The 17,231-nt window shown below is 62.5% G+C and carries 17 protein-coding genes and 1 pseudogene; 12 read left to right on the forward strand and 6 right to left on the reverse strand.

What is annotated here, in order from left to right; translation table 11 throughout:
• The first annotated feature begins 54 nt into the window (after window positions 1-54).
• The 5 genes from K2X73_RS13020 (at window position 55) to K2X73_RS13040 (ending at window position 3,787) form a co-directional block, all read left to right on the forward strand.
• On the forward strand, window positions 55-534 hold the full coding sequence (locus tag K2X73_RS13020) for a hypothetical protein (RefSeq protein ID WP_294111493.1): 480 nt from the start codon (window positions 55-57) through the stop codon (window positions 532-534).
• 238 nt (window positions 535-772) lie between these two features.
• On the forward strand, window positions 773-1,348 hold the full coding sequence (locus K2X73_RS13025; RefSeq protein ID WP_294111525.1) for a hypothetical protein: 576 nt from the start codon (window positions 773-775) through the stop codon (window positions 1,346-1,348).
• Entirely contained in the window at window positions 1,348-1,668 is a 321-nt protein-coding gene (locus K2X73_RS13030; protein WP_294111495.1) for a DUF3768 domain-containing protein, read from the forward strand. Before K2X73_RS13025 ends, K2X73_RS13030 begins: the two co-directional genes overlap by 1 nt.
• A 454-nt stretch (window positions 1,669-2,122) precedes the next feature.
• Window positions 2,123-2,860: a hypothetical protein gene (locus K2X73_RS13035; RefSeq protein ID WP_294111498.1), complete on the forward strand. Its 738-nt coding sequence runs from the start codon at window positions 2,123-2,125 to the stop codon at window positions 2,858-2,860.
• Window positions 2,861-2,896: 36 nt separating this feature from the next.
• Entirely contained in the window at window positions 2,897-3,787 is an 891-nt protein-coding gene (locus tag K2X73_RS13040; RefSeq protein ID WP_294111500.1) for a hypothetical protein, read from the forward strand.
• A gap of 66 nt (window positions 3,788-3,853) precedes the next feature.
• Here the strand turns inward: K2X73_RS13040 and K2X73_RS13045 are convergent, their stop codons facing one another.
• From K2X73_RS13045 to K2X73_RS13065, 5 genes and pseudogenes are all read right to left on the reverse strand, one after another.
• Entirely contained in the window at window positions 3,854-4,051 is a 198-nt protein-coding gene (locus K2X73_RS13045) for a hypothetical protein (protein ID WP_294111502.1), read from the reverse strand.
• 188 nt (window positions 4,052-4,239) lie between these two features.
• Window positions 4,240-5,655, reverse strand: a complete 1,416-nt coding sequence (locus tag K2X73_RS13050) for an exonuclease domain-containing protein (protein ID WP_294111504.1) — start codon at window positions 5,653-5,655, stop codon at window positions 4,240-4,242.
• 162 nt (window positions 5,656-5,817) lie between these two features.
• Window positions 5,818-7,545, reverse strand: coding sequence for a recombinase family protein (locus K2X73_RS13055; RefSeq protein ID WP_294111506.1), 1,728 nt, complete (start codon window positions 7,543-7,545; stop codon window positions 5,818-5,820).
• Between the two features lie 63 nt (window positions 7,546-7,608).
• Window positions 7,609-7,845: pseudogene (locus K2X73_RS13060) on the reverse strand (radical SAM protein); the annotation flags it as partial.
• A 103-nt stretch (window positions 7,846-7,948) separates the two neighbouring features.
• Window positions 7,949-8,902, reverse strand: coding sequence for an AraC family transcriptional regulator (locus K2X73_RS13065; RefSeq protein ID WP_294111508.1), 954 nt, complete (start codon window positions 8,900-8,902; stop codon window positions 7,949-7,951).
• Here K2X73_RS13065 and K2X73_RS13070 point away from each other — a divergent pair.
• The 3 genes from K2X73_RS13070 (at window position 8,887) to K2X73_RS13080 (ending at window position 10,579) form a co-directional block, all read left to right on the forward strand.
• A complete protein-coding gene (locus K2X73_RS13070) occupies window positions 8,887-9,411 on the forward strand; it encodes a cytochrome P460 family protein (RefSeq protein ID WP_294111510.1) in 525 nt (174 codons plus the stop codon). The genes K2X73_RS13065 and K2X73_RS13070 overlap by 16 nt on opposite strands.
• A gap of 148 nt (window positions 9,412-9,559) precedes the next feature.
• The gene (locus tag K2X73_RS13075) at window positions 9,560-9,766 is read left to right on the forward strand and encodes a hypothetical protein (protein WP_294111512.1); all 207 of its coding nucleotides are present in this window, start codon (window positions 9,560-9,562) and stop codon (window positions 9,764-9,766) included.
• Between the two features lie 636 nt (window positions 9,767-10,402).
• Window positions 10,403-10,579, forward strand: coding sequence for a hypothetical protein (locus tag K2X73_RS13080; RefSeq protein ID WP_365980676.1), 177 nt, complete (start codon window positions 10,403-10,405; stop codon window positions 10,577-10,579).
• A gap of 280 nt (window positions 10,580-10,859) precedes the next feature.
• On the opposite strand, the gene K2X73_RS13085 is transcribed toward K2X73_RS13080, so the two are convergent.
• Window positions 10,860-13,013, reverse strand: coding sequence for a TonB-dependent siderophore receptor (locus K2X73_RS13085; RefSeq protein WP_294111513.1), 2,154 nt, complete (start codon window positions 13,011-13,013; stop codon window positions 10,860-10,862).
• A 135-nt stretch (window positions 13,014-13,148) separates the two neighbouring features.
• Between K2X73_RS13085 and K2X73_RS13090 the strand changes: the two genes are divergently transcribed.
• The 4 genes from K2X73_RS13090 (at window position 13,149) to K2X73_RS13105 (ending at window position 17,194) form a co-directional block, all read left to right on the forward strand.
• The gene (locus tag K2X73_RS13090; RefSeq protein ID WP_294111515.1) at window positions 13,149-13,877 is read left to right on the forward strand and encodes an ABC transporter ATP-binding protein; all 729 of its coding nucleotides are present in this window, start codon (window positions 13,149-13,151) and stop codon (window positions 13,875-13,877) included.
• Window positions 13,874-15,322 carry a DUF3526 domain-containing protein gene (locus tag K2X73_RS13095; protein ID WP_294111517.1) on the forward strand — a complete coding sequence of 483 codons (1,449 nt, stop codon included), beginning with the start codon at window positions 13,874-13,876 and terminating at the stop codon, window positions 15,320-15,322. The genes K2X73_RS13090 and K2X73_RS13095 overlap by 4 nt, the downstream gene beginning before the upstream one ends.
• Window positions 15,322-16,566: a DUF3526 domain-containing protein gene (locus tag K2X73_RS13100; RefSeq protein ID WP_365980678.1), complete on the forward strand. Its 1,245-nt coding sequence runs from the start codon at window positions 15,322-15,324 to the stop codon at window positions 16,564-16,566. The genes K2X73_RS13095 and K2X73_RS13100 overlap by 1 nt, the downstream gene beginning before the upstream one ends.
• 406 nt (window positions 16,567-16,972) lie before the next feature.
• Window positions 16,973-17,194 (forward strand): hypothetical protein, encoded by a 222-nt coding sequence (locus tag K2X73_RS13105; protein WP_294111521.1) that lies wholly within the window; start codon window positions 16,973-16,975, stop codon window positions 17,192-17,194.
• The last annotated feature ends 37 nt before the right edge of the window (window positions 17,195-17,231 follow it).

Raw genomic sequence — 17,231 nt, forward strand, 5'->3', positions numbered from 1 at the left:
TGATAAATAGAATAATACGAGCCGGCTAACATTGTCGGCCACATGGAGAACAAGATGGCACAAGCCACGGCGCCCCTGACGCGGGCGGAAAAATACCGGGCGGACTGTATCCGCTGGATGGCCGATTACGGCCCCGACCTGTTCGTCACCTTCGTCTTCAATCGCTGGATCAGCATGGACGAGGCGCAGCGAACCTTCGAGGAATTTCATGGACGCTTCGACAAGAAGTTGCTCGGTCGATCCTACATGGACCGCCCCGACGAGCGCACGACCTATATCGCGACCATCGAGAAGCCCGACACCAACATCCATATTCACGCGCTGTTCAAGATGACAGCCGAGCAGAAGGAGCGGTTCGGCGAGATCGCCGTGCCGATCTGGAAGAAGCTGGTGAAGGCCGGAAACCTCGACATCAAGCCGGTCCATTGCCCCGAGGGCGCTGCCCGATACGTCACCAAGGAATTGAGGCCCGAGACGAGCGATCGTCTGCTCATGCCCATCCACAAGGAGAAGAATACCAAGATTGCTGCCTGATAGGGGGACTGCCGCAACGCGAGGTCCGAGGCTTGATGAGGCCACCCTGTCCGAGCGGGTTCCGGTGACGGACCCGCAGTGATCACTATCACCAGATGATATTGAAGATAAAGAAGATCACCGAGATACCAAGACAGAACGATACGACGAATAGAACCAAGACGAACAGCGATACAAAGAACCAGCGACATATAGAACGATAGATATTCCGTCCCATCGAAAACGGCTCAAAACCGTGATGATGGTGACGGAGTTATTTTTGGCTGAATTTCTCGACATCAACGCCAATCTTCGGTCGCTCTTATGGCGAGCGATGTTATCGCGAGCCTTGTCCGAAGCAGACAAGGAGGTGTCCTATATGTCGATCCTGAAGTCCCTGAAGCTGGCCGCAGCCACCCCGGTCAACCCCACGTCTTCCCAGCATGGCTTCCGCGCGAAGCTGCTGACCTATCTCGCGGAGCAGAAGGCCATGGCGGAGGCGGAGATCGCCGGCACGCCCTTCACCGCCACCCGGCGCGTGACGCGCGTGGAGGGCGATCAGAAGGTTCGTGTCGATGCGCCGCGTCGCGTCCGCAAGGGCTGGTTCACCGATGCCAGCGACCGGCTGTTCTTCCAGCTTCGCTATGGTTCCAAGCCCCTCGAATTCACGAAGGGCATGAACGCCGTCGAGGTGGAGGGCATGGCCGAGATGCCGGCGATCATCGGCTCGATCATCGAGGCGGTGAACGCGGGCGAACTCGATCCCCAGCTCACCACGGCGATCGCGCAGCGCAAGGCCAACTTCAAGCCGAAGGCGAAGAAGGCGGCGGTCTGATGTGCGACACGGAGAGGCGGGCCGAGATTGCCCGCCTCAATGACGCATTCCGACATGCCGGCGGTGGGCCCATCGTCCTGACCGCCGGCATCGCCGCCCTATCCGATCAGATGCAGGAGGCGATCCTCGCGGCAGTCAAGGATTTCCACGACGATGCCGATGGCGAACATCGCGTCGGCACGCTGACCGTGGCGAGCCATGCGGTCATGTGGTTCATCCTCTACCATCGTCACGATCATGACGATGAGGAGGATGCCGATCCCGCTGACCCCGACGCCACTGGCCGCGTCCTCGTCATTATGCTCGAAGGGGAGCCCTGACCATGTGGAGGTTCGATCTCGACAGCCTCACCGACGACGACCTGTTCCGTCTGCGGATGCTCGTTAGGGCGAAGAAGGCAGTGGGCCATATCGTTGTGAGGTCCGATCTGCCTTGGCCGGTCCCGGTCAGAACCAGCCCTCGGCAATGGCAGGAGCCGGCAGAGGGCGCCGCAATCCACTGATCGAGCTTTGCTAGCATGGAACAAATTGCCCGCTCAATTGAGCGGGCACTACGCTCCATACTACAACCTGCCAAGTCGGTTTTCGCTGATGATGGCATCCACTCGTCATTGTGCGCTCAAGCAACAAAGTCTTGCTCCTGCGCGGAACGCCCGAGCCCCTGCTATTTCCCGTATCGCGGCGCTGCTTTGGTCTGCCGATGATGGTTAAAAACCCTTTCGTTGGACGGGATCAGCCATTATGCCAACGTCGAGCCGCTCGAGGGGGATATGTAATGCGGGGCAGACGTGCGTTATTGGTGATCGGTCTTTTGGCATCGTCGGGGTGCCACAAGGCCGTCGATGGTTCAGCACACGGCACTGAACGGCATGTTGAAAGCAAGCCGGTCCCACCCGAATTAATTACCAGCGAAGAAATGAGGCTTGCTGACAGCGGCCAGAGCAGCTTCAAATTGCTTCCCGGTAAAGTTTACCGCGTTGTGGGTCGCGTGCGAAACATCAGTGTGACGCAGTCTGGGCAACCGCAAGTGCAGTTTACAGGGTTTGGTGCTACGCTTGACCCAGCCTCCGCCGATGCTGCTAAGAGCGTAGATGCGGATGCCTATGTTGCTTTGGACTGTCCATATCAAAGCCATGATGGAAACACAGAGCTTCAATTAGATCATTGTAAAAATCTCCAAAGCGTTCCAAGCGTGTCAGCGCAGGAATACGTTCAGTCCTACGAGAATAACGCATTCAAGGCTGATGCTGAATATAAAGACAAGGAAGTAGTAATATCTGGAAAGCTGCGGCTAAAGGATAAACTTATAGATGGTCGAGACTACCTCGACATCATTGCGGTTCCACCAGACATTAGCAGTGCTACGGCCATTATTGCGCCAGAAGCGAGGGCCATGAGTGATGGCTATGCCACGGTAGGGTCGCTCACGGTTGTACTTTGCCAAGGCGGATACCGTTATAATGAGGCTGGAAGCGTTGGATTGAAGGACTGTAGATTTCTTCAAAATTATTAAGTCTAATCGTCAACTTTATTTCTCTCATCGGATATTTTGTTCAACGATGGCCTGTCGATTTTAGCTGATCGGCCGGATGGCGGTGTGAACAGCGGAGAGGTTCAGATGCGTTATCGGATTGCCGCGCTTGCTTTGTTGGCAGGGCTGGCGGCTTGCGGCCAGAACGCCGCGCAGTTGGCGAGAAATGCAGATCCAAAGGTTTGTGCGGCGTCTGACACGACACAGACACTGTTCGAGATATTGAAAGAGCACTCAGGCATCGGCTTGGGTCCGATAAATAACACCGGCGTTACAGGGAAAGAATTGCTCGACGAAATCACCCTGACGGCCAGCGAGATAACCAGCAAGAAGGTCGACAAGGATGCGCAAACGGTCGACTGTAATGCCACTGTTCACGCGGTAGGTAAAATCGCTTCCGCAAATGTGGATCAAAACGTCGACTATGAGGTTAAGCCAGACCTCTCGGACAACACCAAGATCATCGTGTCGGTGTCGCAAGGTGATGGCCTTCCAGCGGTCGAGCAGGTTGCCGGCCTCCTGCTCCAAGCAAAACAGAGTGAGGAAAAGCCGGCAGCTGGTCAAACTTCAAATCAATCCCCGATCGCGCCTCCTGTCTTGACCAATGCTCAACCCGCGAGCGGCAGCGGTTCCGGTGATTGTTCCATCACAGTTGATGGAACGACATATCTGGATATTAAGAAAACGTGTCATATCGACACATCTGATGGCCAGACGACGATCAATACAGACACACCCGGTCCCATATCGTACTTTGCGTATATTTCGCCGGATGGAAAGGGCGGGGCGGAGATATCGTGGAATAGCAAGGATAAATGGGATAAGGCAGAGGAAGACTTAGGTGACGATTTTCACGCGCAGGGTAGCTGTTGGAAGAACGCCAGAGCGTCGATATGTGCTGCGCTTTGAAGCCGCACCTTCAGCCTTTGGCGGCTGTCGGGTGAACTGGTGTATGCTCGTGAGGCGAGAGCGGCCCTACAGTCCTGATGTGATCAACGCGGATAGCACATCACCATACCCGACAAGGCGGCCAGAGTAATCCCGCGTCTCGTCATGGCGTGGATCATACCAGCCGACGAGCCGTCCGGCGTGGTTGCGACCGTTGATCCGATCGCCGTTCTGCTCGCGCCAGCCGACCAGCCACCCCGACCGGTCCCGCAGTTCCTGTCTCATCGTTTGCCTCCTGTTGTTGAGGCTGTCCGATCAAACGCCATGTCGGCAGGAGGTCAAGTCCGAGAGCTGGTAGCCGGCAGCGGGTTCAACACGCCCCTGTAAGGGCCGGCACGCGGGGCGGGGCAACATGGGCTGCGCGAGGGGCGCCCAGACCCGCAGAAAGCGTCAGCGGGCGGGACAGGGCATGGTCAGCCGACTGTTGCCACCGGCCCAGCGTTCGGCATCCGTTCATTGAGATAATTCAGGATACCGGCGAGGATGTTGGCTTCGTCCGGGTTGCCGATGCCGAGGCGAGCGGCGGCTTCCTCGTGAGCGGCGGCGATGGTCGTCCATGCCGTCGCCTCATATCCATCGCCCGTTATACGGCGTGTCATTTTGGCGGCGATGCCGGCGCGAATATTGGCGGGTAGCAGGTCGGGGCGATGCTCATGGATCAGACGACGCCCCAACGCGACGAGCCGGATATCGCCGAACCCATCGACTATCGCGGGCCTCTCTTCCCACGTGGCGCGATGGAAGGCCTCCATCCGGTTTACGTCGGCACGGCCCACGAAGCCAGAGTAGATTTGCTCCTCCACGAACTCCGACGCGGGCCATTCCTCCTTCGCGGATAGCCGGATCAACCGGGCGCAGAATTCGTCATCGGCCTCAATCCGGTAAGCCCGATCCAACAGATCGGCGGCGGCGATGCCGTCGAAATAGCCATACTCGGATAGCGGCCGGAGCATCGGCGCGGCGTTGGTTCGGATGCGGCGCACCGGCTTGGGCGAGCGGGACAGCCGCGAGGCCAGTTCCTCGTCCGTCATCGCCCGCAATTGATCGATGTCGATGGCAAGGTTCAAGGCCAGGACGTTGCCGGCGTTTCCCGCATCTACCCCGATCTTGGTCAGCGCGAACTGGCAGGGTCGATTATAGAAGCTCTCGGTGAGGATGAAGCATGGCTCGTTTTCGAGGAACGCGGCCACCGTCGATTTCTGCGAGAGCCGGAGAGCATTGGCCCAGATGTCCGGCGCGTTGTCGCGGAGGATCCGGCACACATGGATCGTGGCCTTGACATCTGCGAGCGCATCATGGGCGTTGGCATGATCGAAGCCGTTGGCCGGCGCCAGCCGATCCAGCCGGAATGTCGGTTTGCCCTTTTTGTTGATCGGGATCGTGATCGCGTCCGGCGCCAAAACGCTCGCCGCCTGCGCGATCTTCAAAATGTCGATCCGGCTGTTGCCGGCTGTGTTGGTCAGGTATGGCGAATGGAGCGACTGATAGAGCGCCTGCCGCAAGATATGCTCATCGAACCCGAGCGTATTCCAGCCGGTGAAAATGCAGGGCGACCACGCGGCCAGCTTCGCCCGGATTTCGCACACCATCTCGTAGTGGCTGGGGAGCGCCGGGTCGATGATCCGATCAATGCCGATGCGTGTCACGCACAGCGCGCCGGGGGACGGGACGATATGCGGCATGAGCCGGCAGCGGATTTCGAAGCGGTCGATTTCGTTGAGATTGTCGTCAGTGCGGATCGCGGCGAACTGGAGGATTTGGTCGAAGCTGGTGCTCGTGCCGGTCGTCTCCGTGTCGTAGAAAACAAACCCCACCAGTCGCCGCCTCATCTCCGCTGCTAATGTCTTCCGATCAAGCGCCATGCCAGCGGGAGGTCAAGTCCGGGTTGGTGGCCGGCAGCAGTTCAACATGCTCCTACGAGGGCCAGCACACGCGCGAGGGGACACGTCATGGTACCGCCGCGGAGGCATGGTGAGAAAATGCTGCCGGAGTTATGCGCCCCGCCGCCATTGTTGTTCATCGGCGTCGGTGGTTGGACGGAACAAGCCTTGTACTATGCTGGCGCCAATTCTCTCCGTTATCGCGTCCTCCGTGGGATCGCGATCGGCCTTACGGGGATCGAAGGTCTGTGTGGCACCGTCGGCCATCATATAAGTGCGTTCCTGCCGCATAAGCAGGCTGTCGGCTGAACTGGCGAGCTTGCCGCCCACATCGAGTTTGAACACTAGCAGGCCATCAGCCAATATAACTGTGGCACTTCGATCGTCGGGGTTCATGAGGATGACGTCGATGAGGTTGTCCAGATAGGTTTGCATCTGGAGCCGGGCTTCAACGCTGTCAGCCAATGCTGCCCGCAGACGTTGGGCGCGGTCCCTCAACTCGGCTGGCGGTATTGCGACCAAGACGCGCTCGTTGTTTGAAGAACGCTCGCGTAGCGCGTTTTCTTCGAGCGCGATTTGCGCCTTGAACCGCTGATAGGCGGCTTCCTTTACCGGATCGTCCTCCAGCATCAGCCGGTCTGCCAACACATCAAGCCGTTCCTTTTTCTTGCGCAACTCCAACCATTCGTAGGCAACATTGGCCGGTTGCTGATCGGTCGTCGCGTTGGGCAACGCGAGGGTGCCCAGATGGTCGAGGATGCCATCAAGCAGACTTTGGTATCGGAACGTCGTTTTGCTCGCGCAACCGGCAGCACGAGCATACCGGGTGCAGGTAAGTTGGGGCTGTTGTCCGGGCGGCTTCTTATAGGTCAGGCGCGATCCGCATGGGAGATTGTCGCCCTCGTTGCGGTGCTGACAGCGGCATAGGTGCGAGAGCACGTTGACGGCGCGCCGACGCTCACGCCCGCCTGTGCCTCTTCGGGTGTCTAATCCCTTCTGCACTTTGTAGAAAAGTTCGAGGGGAACGATCGGCGGATAAAGTTTAATCGGGCTGCCGGTATCTTCGCGCCCACCACCTACTGTGCGTCCGCGTGGCTGATACTCTCCGATCATCCGCCGGGTTCGGAGAAGATTGCCAACCCTACGTATATCGAGTTCGCCTTTCGGCCAACCAATACGCCGTTGCTCGTCCTTCAGCGACAGAGCGATGGCGCGAAGGCCATAGCCTGTGGCGGACATCTCAAACATCTGCCGGATCATGTCGGCGCGATCTTTGCGTTCGACATAAACGCCGCCAACGACCTGCATCCAATCGGGGCATAGGCGGGGATCTGCGCCTTTGCCGTCCTTCATTCCGTTGCCCGTCTGCGTCGCTCGCCATGCGCTGCGAACGAGCCGGCTCTTATCATGGCTGCTCTGATAAGCGGCGGCGGCGGATGCGAGGATCGCGATGAGCCGCGTCCAGTCGGCAGCTATGCGTTTGCCATCATAAATCGTGCCGGTGCTGCTTTCACATAGGGTGATACCGGCTTTTGCGAGACTTCGGATGAGGTCGAGGCTTTCCAGCGGCTCTTGGCGGGACATGCGATCCATCGCCTCGAAGATCAGCACTTTACCCGCAAGTTCACCCCGGAGGGCGCGTTCCTCGATCTCGTAGAGTTTACCGCCTTCCGCCCGGTTTTTCCCGTGATATGCAGATTTGCCCCGGTCGATCAGCGTCTCTGTAATCGTCAGGCCATGAACCTGCGCCATCTTCGCGCCCAGTTCCTTTTGACGCTTGATGCTGTCGCCTTTGACCTGATCGGCGGAGGAAAACCGGATGTATAGGATTGCGTCCATAAAAACTCTTGCTGCGGCATGGCTATGTTGCCGCAACGAGGGTTACGCAACAGTGTAGGCTTGGTCACAGCCGCGATAGGGGTTGATCGAGCGATCGAACGGTACGTCGGGCGACTGGTTGCGCGCGATGATCGTGCGCGGCTGCTCGACCGTTACCTGCGTTGCGACCCTAGGCGGTGCCCCGTCGATCGCCGCTCGCGCATCGAGCCAGTCGCCATCGGCCTGGGCCTGGGGAAGGCCGAAGCGTTGGCTGACGTCGTTCACCGTGGCGCCGCGTACCGGGCGGAGTCGATCAGGCATCCAATCAAACTAGGCGATCGACAGGAACATAGCAAGAACTCACGGCGTCGCGCGGCGTTGGGGTTAGGGTCGGGGTTCTGCCGCCCGCGTGCACCCGCCCGGTCTAGCGCCGCTTTCGAGCGAGCGCGAAAGTGGTCGGGTCTGGGCCATAAGCGGCGCGAAAGGCGCGGGTGAAGCTGCTCCGGCTGGCATAGCCGACGGACCGGCCGACCTGCTCGACACTGACGTCGCGCGAGGCCAGCATCGCCGCGGCGCGTGCCAGCCGAACGTTGCGCAGCACCGTCATCGGGCCATCGCCGAAATCGGCGTGAAACCCGGCGGCGAACGCAGAGCGGCTCATCGCGGCGATTTCCGCGAGCGACGCGACCCTGTGCGAAAGCTCGGGATGAGTCATCAACCACGCGAAGGCGCGCGCGATCCTGGGATCGCGGATCAGGCCCAAGCGCATCAGCCATTCATCCGACGTGCCGAGCATCTTGCGGAAAAGCTTGATGAGGATCTGCTCCATCAACGCGGTCGCCATGGCGCTCGCTCCAGGCTGCCCGCCATGCAGCTCCGCCAAGGTGGCAGCGAGCTGATCACCGATCGCGTCGGCCGCCGATAGCGACACGACCAACGCCTTCTCCATGCCGGCGAACACCGATTCAGCAGCTTCGTCGCGCAGCCGGAAATGGCCGCAGATCAAGGCGAGTTCGGGTGCGTCCTCCCCCGCGCGACACTGCTGATACGTTGGGCCGGCCTCGGTCGAACAAGTGGGCGAGCTGATCGTGCGGAAGGAAAGGGGGGCTTCGTTTCCGCGCACGGATTCGAAATGATAGGAGCGAGACGGCGGCACGATGATCGCGCGATGCGGCGCCAGCTCGATCGGGGCCGCGCCGCCCACGCGTAGTTGGCCATGCCCGCTTAGAACATAGTGAAGGCCCGGCTCGTCAAAGCCCTCGAACGCCAGCGCCCAGCCTTGGCCAATCCGGCATTCGGTAAGCCGAACGAACTCGACGTCCAGCATGGAGAGCCATTGATCGATGTCGAACGGGGTGGCGCTTGGACGATCGGACACCGATTCAAGACCTCGTGATTGCGTTACGCGATAGACTAGCGATCGTCGGCAAAGACTTTACTTCTTGGGTCTGTGTGGGGTTGCCGCTCACTTCTGATGCGCTGAACAACGGCAAGGCTGCCTTCCCGGAATTTCACAACGTCTACATCGAGCCGAGCGCTTACAGAATCTATCGAAAGACCGGAGTCTTCCCTGATGGCACCATCATGTTCAAGGAATTGCAGCGTACCCTGCCAAAGCAAAACGCCGATGGATCGCGCAGCGAACCGTCCGGTCGCGGCTTCTTTCCGGGTGCGCTGAATGGCGCCGACGTGGCGGTGAAAGATACCAAGCGCTTCGCGGATACCAACGGCTGGGGCCATTTCGACTTCAACCATAGCGAGCCGAAGGCCGAAATCGCCAAGTTGCAGGCCAAGGCGAATTGCGCCGATTGCCATATCGCCGACGCGAAGAAGGATATGGTGTGGACACAATTCTATCTCCGGCTCGACGATATCAAGCTCAACTGAGGATATTCGGGGCGTTAACTTTGCACCTTTGAGTGGGGCGCGTGCCACGCATTGACGATTGGATGCCCGCGATGAGCAATTACTGACAACAATTTTCACGTCCGGCGCGGCGCTCGTCCGAGGCTCTCGACTGTCGCGCTACCCGGGCATGAACGAAAGGCAGATCGGTATCGGTCTCGTGCCGATGGGCCTGGCGGTCGGGATCGCGGTGTGGCTGGTCAACTATTATGTGGTGGGCGCGGTCCACGAAGGCTCGCGCAAATTGTCGCAGCTCAACCCGGTCTGGATGGCGTTCTTCCTGCACGCCTTGTTTGGCTTTGTCACGGCCGTGGTCGCGCAAGCGCTGATCGCGTGAAGCTGGCGACGCGCGGGGCGATGAGCTGGCGCTGGCCGGGCCGGCGCTCCGATCGGGTGCGCAAGAATGGTGTGGCGGCAGCGTCCAAGGGCATCCGCCCTTGGACGTCGTCGTCGTTCGTCCTGGGGCTGGCCGCTAGCGTTCAAACGCTTGAGAGTGTGTCCCGTCAATCACGGCGCTCGATCGGACCAGCGCGAGCAGCCGGCCGGAAGAAGCTGACATAGAAGCATTCGCACATGGAGCGGGTGAAGGGAATCCGCTCCGCATTTGGGCTACGCTGAAACCCGCAGAAAAGCGCCGGTTCTGGTTCGTCCTGCAGCCCGTGTGCTACAGCTTGGTGCGCAGTTCAAGGGCCTCTTATTGGCGGATGCTGCGCAGCTGGCTTGAGCGCGCGGCCGATTACAAGGCTTTGAACACCGAAGAGATGATCGGCCACCATTTATGCTTTAGCGCTGGAGCCACCCCCGCGATGACGATGCTACCAGGGTAGGGGCGGGCTCGATCAAGCTGCTTCGTCTAGCCAAGTTGCGAGCACTGCCGCGTCGCGCGTTCGTTGCGCGACGCGCGCCTGGAAGCCTCGCCATCCCGACCGAGACCGATCTCGCGCCTCCCGCCCCGCATGGAGAGCTGGAGGGAATGACGGGTCAGCTCGACACGATGCTGGAGCGCGCCGACTTCCATTACCCGCCCGACCGGGTCGCGACGACCAAGCGCACGCTGCGCACCTTGCTCACCAAGCCCGGCTGGTCGAGCCAGGAAGTGCCCACGCTGCGCGGCGTCCTCTCCGCGCTGGAGCGTCCGCGCGAGCGATAGGCGCGTGGGTGCCACGGGAGTCGGTTGGGGCAAAAACAAACGCCGCGGACAGGCCATTATCGACGCACCCATGCGGCAGCAGTGTGCGTGCCCGCCTGCATGACGGATCCCGCGAACGCGAGCAGGCTAGGCCGTACCGACTTCCGCAGGCGCCATATCTGCCGATCGGACGAACCCGCTAGAGCGGTTTTCGATCCGATAAAATCGGATCGCCGCTCTAGGCGTTTGTTTATACGCGATTTCCGAGCCGGCAGGTGATTCCACCTGCCTCGAAATCGCTCTAGAACCGCGCCCGGATGCCGATCGAGCCTGTGCGCGGGGTGCCGGGCTGTACCCACAAGGCGGCATAGCTGTTCGCATACCATTGCTCATCGAACAGGTTGCTCACTTCGCCGAACAGCTCGAGCTGCTTGCTGAGCGTCACCGTCGCGAACAGGCGGACCAGCGTGTGGGCGGGCAGCGTGAAGCGCGTGCCCGTCTCGCCCGATCGTCCGCCGACATGTTGCACATTGCCCCCCATCAGCACCCCGGTTCGGCCGAACTCGAAGCGACGGCTCGCCTGCACGTTCAGGCTATGATCAGGGATGTTGATCAGCCGGTCGCCCGGGCGGATCTGGAACGAGAAATTGGGATCGAGGACCGTGGAGCGGGCCTGAGCCTCGATATAGGCATAGCTCAGCCGCACATCGATCTTGCCCGGCAGCGTCCCGGCGAGGTCGAGCTCGATGCCACGGCTGCGCGCCCGGCCGATCGCCACCGAAAAACCGGGATTGGCGGTATCGCTCGCCAGCACATTGGCCTTTTCCATCTGGAACAGCGCGAAGGTGCCGGTCAGCGCGCCGTTGAACAGCGCGAGCTTCGCGCCGACTTCCACCGATGTGCTTGTTTCGGGATTGAAGATCACCCCGTTCACATCGGTGCCGATATTGGCGCGGAAGCCTTCGCCATAGGCCGCATAGCTGCTGATCGTGTCGCTGAAGCGATAGACCGCGCCGATCTGCGGGCTGAAACGGTCGGCGGTGCGTTCCGAAATCACGCGGGTGATGCGGTTGTTGGTGCGCAGCAGAAAACTGTCATAGCGCCCGCCAAGGCGCAGCTGCAGCCGGTCGGTAAGGGTGATCTGGTCCTGCACGTAAACGCCGGTCGCGCGCTGGGTATCGAGCCGGTTGGTAAGCGGCGCAGGCGTCGGCACCGGAAAGCGGCCGTAAACCGGGTTGAGCACGTCGATCACATAGCCCGCCTGGGGCGACGGGTTGCTGGCGACAGTTGGCGGGCGGAAGCGGCGGAAATCCTGATCGTTGTTGAACTCGTCATGATCCGCGCCGAGCAGGAAACGGTGCGCGAGGCCGAGCGTCTCGAAACGACCGGCCAACTCGCCCCGCACGGTGAAATGGTTCGAATCATAGCGGCGGGTGCGCCGCTGGCGCGAGAGCGAGCGCCCGTCGCGGAAAATCTGCTGGCGCGACCCGACGAGCTCGGCATCCGACGACGCGCCGCTGAGCAGCGTTTCGCGGTAGCTGGCGCCCAGTGTGACGCTCCAGTCCTGCGAAAAATCATGTTCGACGCGCAATTGATGGCCGGTCGCGCGCGCGACGGTGTCGCCATCGCTCGGTTCGCCCAGGAATCGACTGCGCGGCACGGTATTGAAATTACCGTTCAGCACCACGATGCCGCGATCGAACGGCACCGCCATGCGCGTCAATTCCAGATCATAGGTCAGCCGCGTCCGGTCGCTAAGCTTGACGCCGACCGAGGGGAGGAAGCCCCAGCGATTGCTGCCGATGAAATCGCGGAAGCTGCCCGCGTCCTCGGCATAGCCGATCAGGCGCAGCGCGACCGGCCCGGTGCTGAGGTTCCAGTCGGTTTCGGTGCGAAAACGATCGAAGGCGCCATATTGGAAGGACGACGCGCCGAAGCTTTCGCCGATCTTCGCCTGCTTGGTGACGAGGTTGATCGTTCCCCCCGGCTCGCCCCGGCCGAACAGCGCGGCGGCGGGCCCCTTCAGCACTTCCACGCGCTCAAGCCCCGCACTGTCGCGCTGGCCGCCAAAGCCACGCCCGCCGTTGAAACCGTTGACCAGATATCCGCTCGGCAGGTTCTCGTCGCCGGCAAAGCCGCGCACCGCGAACGCGTCCCACAGGCCGCCGAGCGTGTTCTGCCGCGCGACCGAAGCGTTCAGGTCCAGCGCGTCGGTAAGGCGCAGGATGTTGTTCTGCTCCAGCAGCTTGCCGTCGATCAGATCGATCGATTGCGGGATTTCACTCAGCGCGAACTCGCCGCGATAGGATTGGCGGACGCCGGTGATCACGACATCATTTTCCAGCGCCGCGGGTTCGGGCTCTGCCGAAGGCGGGATGCGCGCGACGGCCGGCATGGCGACGGTGGCCGCGGCGCAGGCCAGCAGCAGGGCGCGCGCGGACAAAGCCAATGTCATAATCACTTCCCCCAAATCGTGACGCCGGGGGTCATCCCACCGGACGGCGGCGTCACTGGCGATACGGTTGATCTCTGTCAATGAGACAATACAACATGTCGTTGACAAACGACAATCTCGATGGTCAGAGGCGCCATGCTTCACGCCAGCACCTCCCCGCCCGTTGTCGCGACCGATGTGGTCGTCGCCCGGGGCGACCGCACGATCCTCGACCGCCTCTCGCTTTCAGTGGCGGCGGGCGAGATCTATGCGCTGCTGGGCGGCAACGGCGCGGGTAAATCGACGACGCTGGCGACGCTACTGGGGTTCCTCACTCCCACGGCAGGCGCGGTGCGAATCGATGGAATCGATCCCGCGCGCGCGCCGCAGCAGGCCCGCCAACGCATCGCCTATCTGCCAGAGAATGTGGCGCTCTATGATCATCTGAGCGCCCGGGAGAATGTCGATTATTTCCTGGCGCTTGCCGGCGAGGCGTACAGCATGGCGGCGAAGGAGGCGGCATTCGATGCCTCCGGCCTGCAGCACGACGCCCGCGACCGCCGCGTCGCCGGCTTTTCCAAGGGGATGCGCCAGAAGGTTGCGATCGCGCTGGCCGTGGTGCGCAACGCGCCCCTGCTGCTGCTCGACGAGCCGACCTCAGGGCTCGATCCGCGCGCGACCGCCGATTTCAACGCGCTGCTTCACCAGTTGCGCGCGCGCGGCACGGCGGTGCTGATGGTAACCCACGATCTGCTCGGCGCCGCCGATTGCGCCGATCGCATCGGTTTCCTGGCCGGCGGGCACATCGTGGAGGAAGTCCACCGCGCGCAAGGCTTCGACGTGATGGCGCTCCACCGCCGCTATGGCGAGGCGCCGGCGGCATGAGCAGCGCCTGGATCATCGCCTGCGACGAATGGCGACTGATGCGGCGCAACGCGGTTGCCGCGCTGGCGATCGCGATGTTGCTCGCGCTGTCGATCGTCGCGACGCTCACCGCGCTTACCCAGCGCCAGGCGAGCGACGCACTGCGCGCGCGTTACCAGGCCCAGGCCGATCGCGCGTTCGATGGCCAGCCCGCGCGCCATCCGCACCGGATGGTGCATTACGGCCATTTCGTGTTTCGACCGCTGCCGGCGCTGGCGGGGTTCGATTCGGGGGTGGACGCCTTCACCGGATCGACGATCTTTCTGGAGGGGCACCGGCAGAACAGCGCCAATTTCGGCGATGTTCGGCAGAGTTCGCTGCTGGTTCGCTTTGGCCAGCTGACCCCGGCGTTCGTGCTGCATGTGCTCGCCCCGCTCGTGCTGATCTTCGTGGGCTTCGGCATGATCGCGCGGGAACGCGAACGCGGGACGCTGAAGCAACTTCAGGCGCACGGCATCGCGCCGTCGGCGGTCGTTGGCGGCAAGACGCTGGCGCTCGCCGGTGTCGCCCTGCTGCTGGACCTGCCGGTGCTGGCGGCGCTCGGCTGGATGGTGGCGGCGGGCGGCGCGCCGCTGAGCGATGCCACCGCGATCGCGCTTGGCCACGGCGCCTATCTGGCGATTTGGGTCGCGCTGATCACCGCCGTCTCGGCGCTGGCGAGCCAGGCGCGGGGCGCGCTGCTCGCCCTGATCGGGCTGTGGGCGATCACCGTCGTGCTGCTGCCGCGCATCGCCAGCGATGTGGCGCTGGCGATGCGACCGAGCGCCAACCGCATCGAAACCGATGTCGCAATCCAGCGCGACCTGCGCCGCATCGGGGACAGCCACGACCCCGCCGACCCGCATTTCGCCGCGTTCAAGGCGGCAACGCTCGCCCGCTATGGCGTGTCGCGGGTCGAGGATCTGCCCTTCAACTATCGCGGCCTGCTCGCGCTGGAGGGGGAAAGGCTGACGGCGGGGTTGTTCGATGCCTATGCCCACCGCCAATTCGCGGCCCAGCGCGCGCAATCCGGGGTGGTGGCGCTGATGGGAATCGCCAGCCCGACCATCGCGGCGCGTGCGCTGTCGATGGCGCTGGCGGGCACCGATCTGGAAAGCCATCGCCGTTTCCTGATCCAGGCCGAGCGCTATCGCTACACCATCGTTCAGCAGCTCAACCGGCTCCAGGCCTTGTCGGTCAGCTATGCCGATGACGGCGCGCGCAACAGCGATCCCGAAGCGGCGCGGCGGGTGCGGATCGATCCGCGCAACTGGCAGGCGGTGCCCGATTTCCGCTATCGCGGCACGAGCAGCGCGGAAAAGGCGGCGGCGGCGCTCCCGGCCGCCAGCGTGCTGGCGGGCTGGGCGCTGCTCGCCATGTTGCTGCTGCGGTTGGCGACGCGGCGCGTGGCGGGGGCAGTCCGGTGATGCTGTGGCGCCACGAATTGCGGCTGTTCCTGCGCCAGCGCGTGGCGTGGCCGGCGCTGCTGCTGACGCTGTTCCTGGCGATCGCGAGCGTCGTCGCGGGGCTTGCCGAGGTCGAGCGGCAGCGCGCCGCGATCGCCCGCATCCCCGCGTTGCAGGCCGAAGATGTGGGCGCGATCGCCAAGTTCGTCGCGCGCGAGCCCGACGCGGGCTATGCCGCCTATTACACACCGCACGCGACCTGGGATGCGCCGTCGCCGCTTGCTTTCGCGGCGATCGGCCAGCGTGACGTTGCTCCCTATATCCTGCGCATCCGCGCGCTCGGCCTGGAGGGGCAGCTTTACGATAGCGAGCTGTACAATGCCGAACTCGCGCTGCCGGGGCGGTTCGACTGGGCGTTCGTGCTTACCTATCTCGCGCCGCTGATCCTGATCGTGCTGCTGCACGATCTCGTCTCGAGCGAGCGCGAGAGCGGGCGGCTGGCGCTGTTGATGGCGATGAACGGAGGCCGATGGCGGTTCTGGGCACGCCGGATCGGCCTGCGGCTGGGGCTGGTTTACGCGGCGCTGATCGTGCCGCTTGCCGCAGGGGCGCTCTACGCCGCCGCGCCGCTGTGGCCCACGGCACAGATCGCCGGCCAAACGCTGGGCTATTGCCTGATCTGGACCGCGCTCGCCACAGGCATCGGCGCGATCGGACTGTCATCGGTCGCGAACGCCGCCAGCCTCGCGGCTGGCTGGCTGGCGCTCACCTTGATCCTGCCCGCGCTCGCCAATCTCGCGATCAATGCCGCCATCCCGGCACGGCAGGGCATCGAGCTGACCCTGGCGCAGCGCGAGGTGATCCATGCCGGCTGGGACAAGCCCAAGCAGGCGACGATGGCCGCGTTCTTCCGCTCGCACCCCGAATGGCGCGATACCAAGCCGGTCGGCCTCGGCTTTCACTGGAAATGGTATTACGCGTTCCAGCAGCTGGGCGACCAAAGCGTCGCCGACCAGAGCCGCGCTTATCGGGCGGCGTTGATGCGCCGGGACAGCTGGGCGCGGCGGATCGGCTGGGCACTCCCGGCGGTGGGCGTGCAGACCGCGCTCCACCGGATCGCGCGGACCGACCTGACAGCGCAGCTCGCCTATCAGGACCGTATCCGCCGCTATCACACGCAGCTGCGGCGCTTCTATTATCCCTACATCTTCAACGATATCGCCTTCACCGATGCCGACTTCGGCAAGGCGCCGCGCTGGCGCTAGCAATCCGAAACGCCAGCCGACGCATCGGACCCAACGGCTTGGTTTGGCGCCGCAGTTTGCGGTGAAGACGGCATCCCTGCTACGTGCTGGAGACGAACTCAAGATGCGCCTCCAGGCAACCTGAACCTCTCCGAGTTTGCCGGAGGCCGGTTGGATTAAGTTGTGCGGCTTTGGGTCGCTGTTCGATCATCGCATGGTAATGCTCTTCGGCCTCTGCAGGTGGGATGTTTCCGATCGGCTCGAGCAGGCGGCTGCACCTTCCGCCGGGGTTGATCGGCGCAAAGCGCGGTTGCATGAGGGCGCTCGCTGAGAAACGGCATGGAGGCGACGTGCGAACCAAACTCTGGCATGGCCATGCCCGTCGCGATGACACCCCTGCCGTGCAGCGAACCGGGCGTTGAAGCCGGTGGACAAGCGCGACTATGCCGGGCTGGGTGAAAGCGATCTCGTCGCGCTGTTTCGCAGCGGCGACGCGGGCGCGATCCGCTATATCGCGACGGCGAACAACCAACGCCTGTTTCGCGCCGCCTGGGCGGTTCTGAAAGACAGCGCCGAGGCCGAAGATGCCGTGCAGAGCGGCTATCTCAACCCACATTCTCCAAGTAAGTCGCTGATTTCGCTGTCGTAATCGTGATATTTCGCATATAAATCATGGCGTTGACGGC

It is taken from the genome of Sphingomonas sp., from assembly GCF_019746665.1.
Classification (GTDB): Bacteria; Pseudomonadota; Alphaproteobacteria; order Sphingomonadales; family Sphingomonadaceae; genus Sphingomonas.

Bases quoted from the DNA above. Each gene is read 5' to 3' on its own strand.
- K2X73_RS13100 (WP_365980678.1), top strand. From the start codon at position 15,322: ATGCTGTGGCGCCACGAATTGCGGCTGTTCCTGCGCCAGCGCGTGGCG.
- K2X73_RS13035 (WP_294111498.1), top strand. From the start codon at position 2,123: ATGCGGGGCAGACGTGCGTTATTGGTGATCGGTCTTTTGGCATCGTCG.
- K2X73_RS13090 (WP_294111515.1), top strand. From the start codon at position 13,149: ATGCTTCACGCCAGCACCTCCCCGCCCGTTGTCGCGACCGATGTGGTC.
- K2X73_RS13085 (WP_294111513.1), bottom strand. From the start codon at position 13,013: ATGACATTGGCTTTGTCCGCGCGCGCCCTGCTGCTGGCCTGCGCCGCG.
- K2X73_RS13050 (WP_294111504.1), bottom strand. From the start codon at position 5,655: ATGAGGCGGCGACTGGTGGGGTTTGTTTTCTACGACACGGAGACGACC.
- K2X73_RS13020 (WP_294111493.1), top strand. From the start codon at position 55: ATGGCACAAGCCACGGCGCCCCTGACGCGGGCGGAAAAATACCGGGCG.
- K2X73_RS13045 (WP_294111502.1), bottom strand. From the start codon at position 4,051: ATGAGACAGGAACTGCGGGACCGGTCGGGGTGGCTGGTCGGCTGGCGC.
- K2X73_RS13095 (WP_294111517.1), top strand. From the start codon at position 13,874: ATGAGCAGCGCCTGGATCATCGCCTGCGACGAATGGCGACTGATGCGG.
- K2X73_RS13075 (WP_294111512.1), top strand. From the start codon at position 9,560: ATGAACGAAAGGCAGATCGGTATCGGTCTCGTGCCGATGGGCCTGGCG.
- K2X73_RS13030 (WP_294111495.1), top strand. From the start codon at position 1,348: ATGTGCGACACGGAGAGGCGGGCCGAGATTGCCCGCCTCAATGACGCA.
- K2X73_RS13055 (WP_294111506.1), bottom strand. From the start codon at position 7,545: ATGGACGCAATCCTATACATCCGGTTTTCCTCCGCCGATCAGGTCAAA.
- K2X73_RS13080 (WP_365980676.1), top strand. From the start codon at position 10,403: ATGACGGGTCAGCTCGACACGATGCTGGAGCGCGCCGACTTCCATTAC.
- K2X73_RS13025 (WP_294111525.1), top strand. From the start codon at position 773: ATGATGGTGACGGAGTTATTTTTGGCTGAATTTCTCGACATCAACGCC.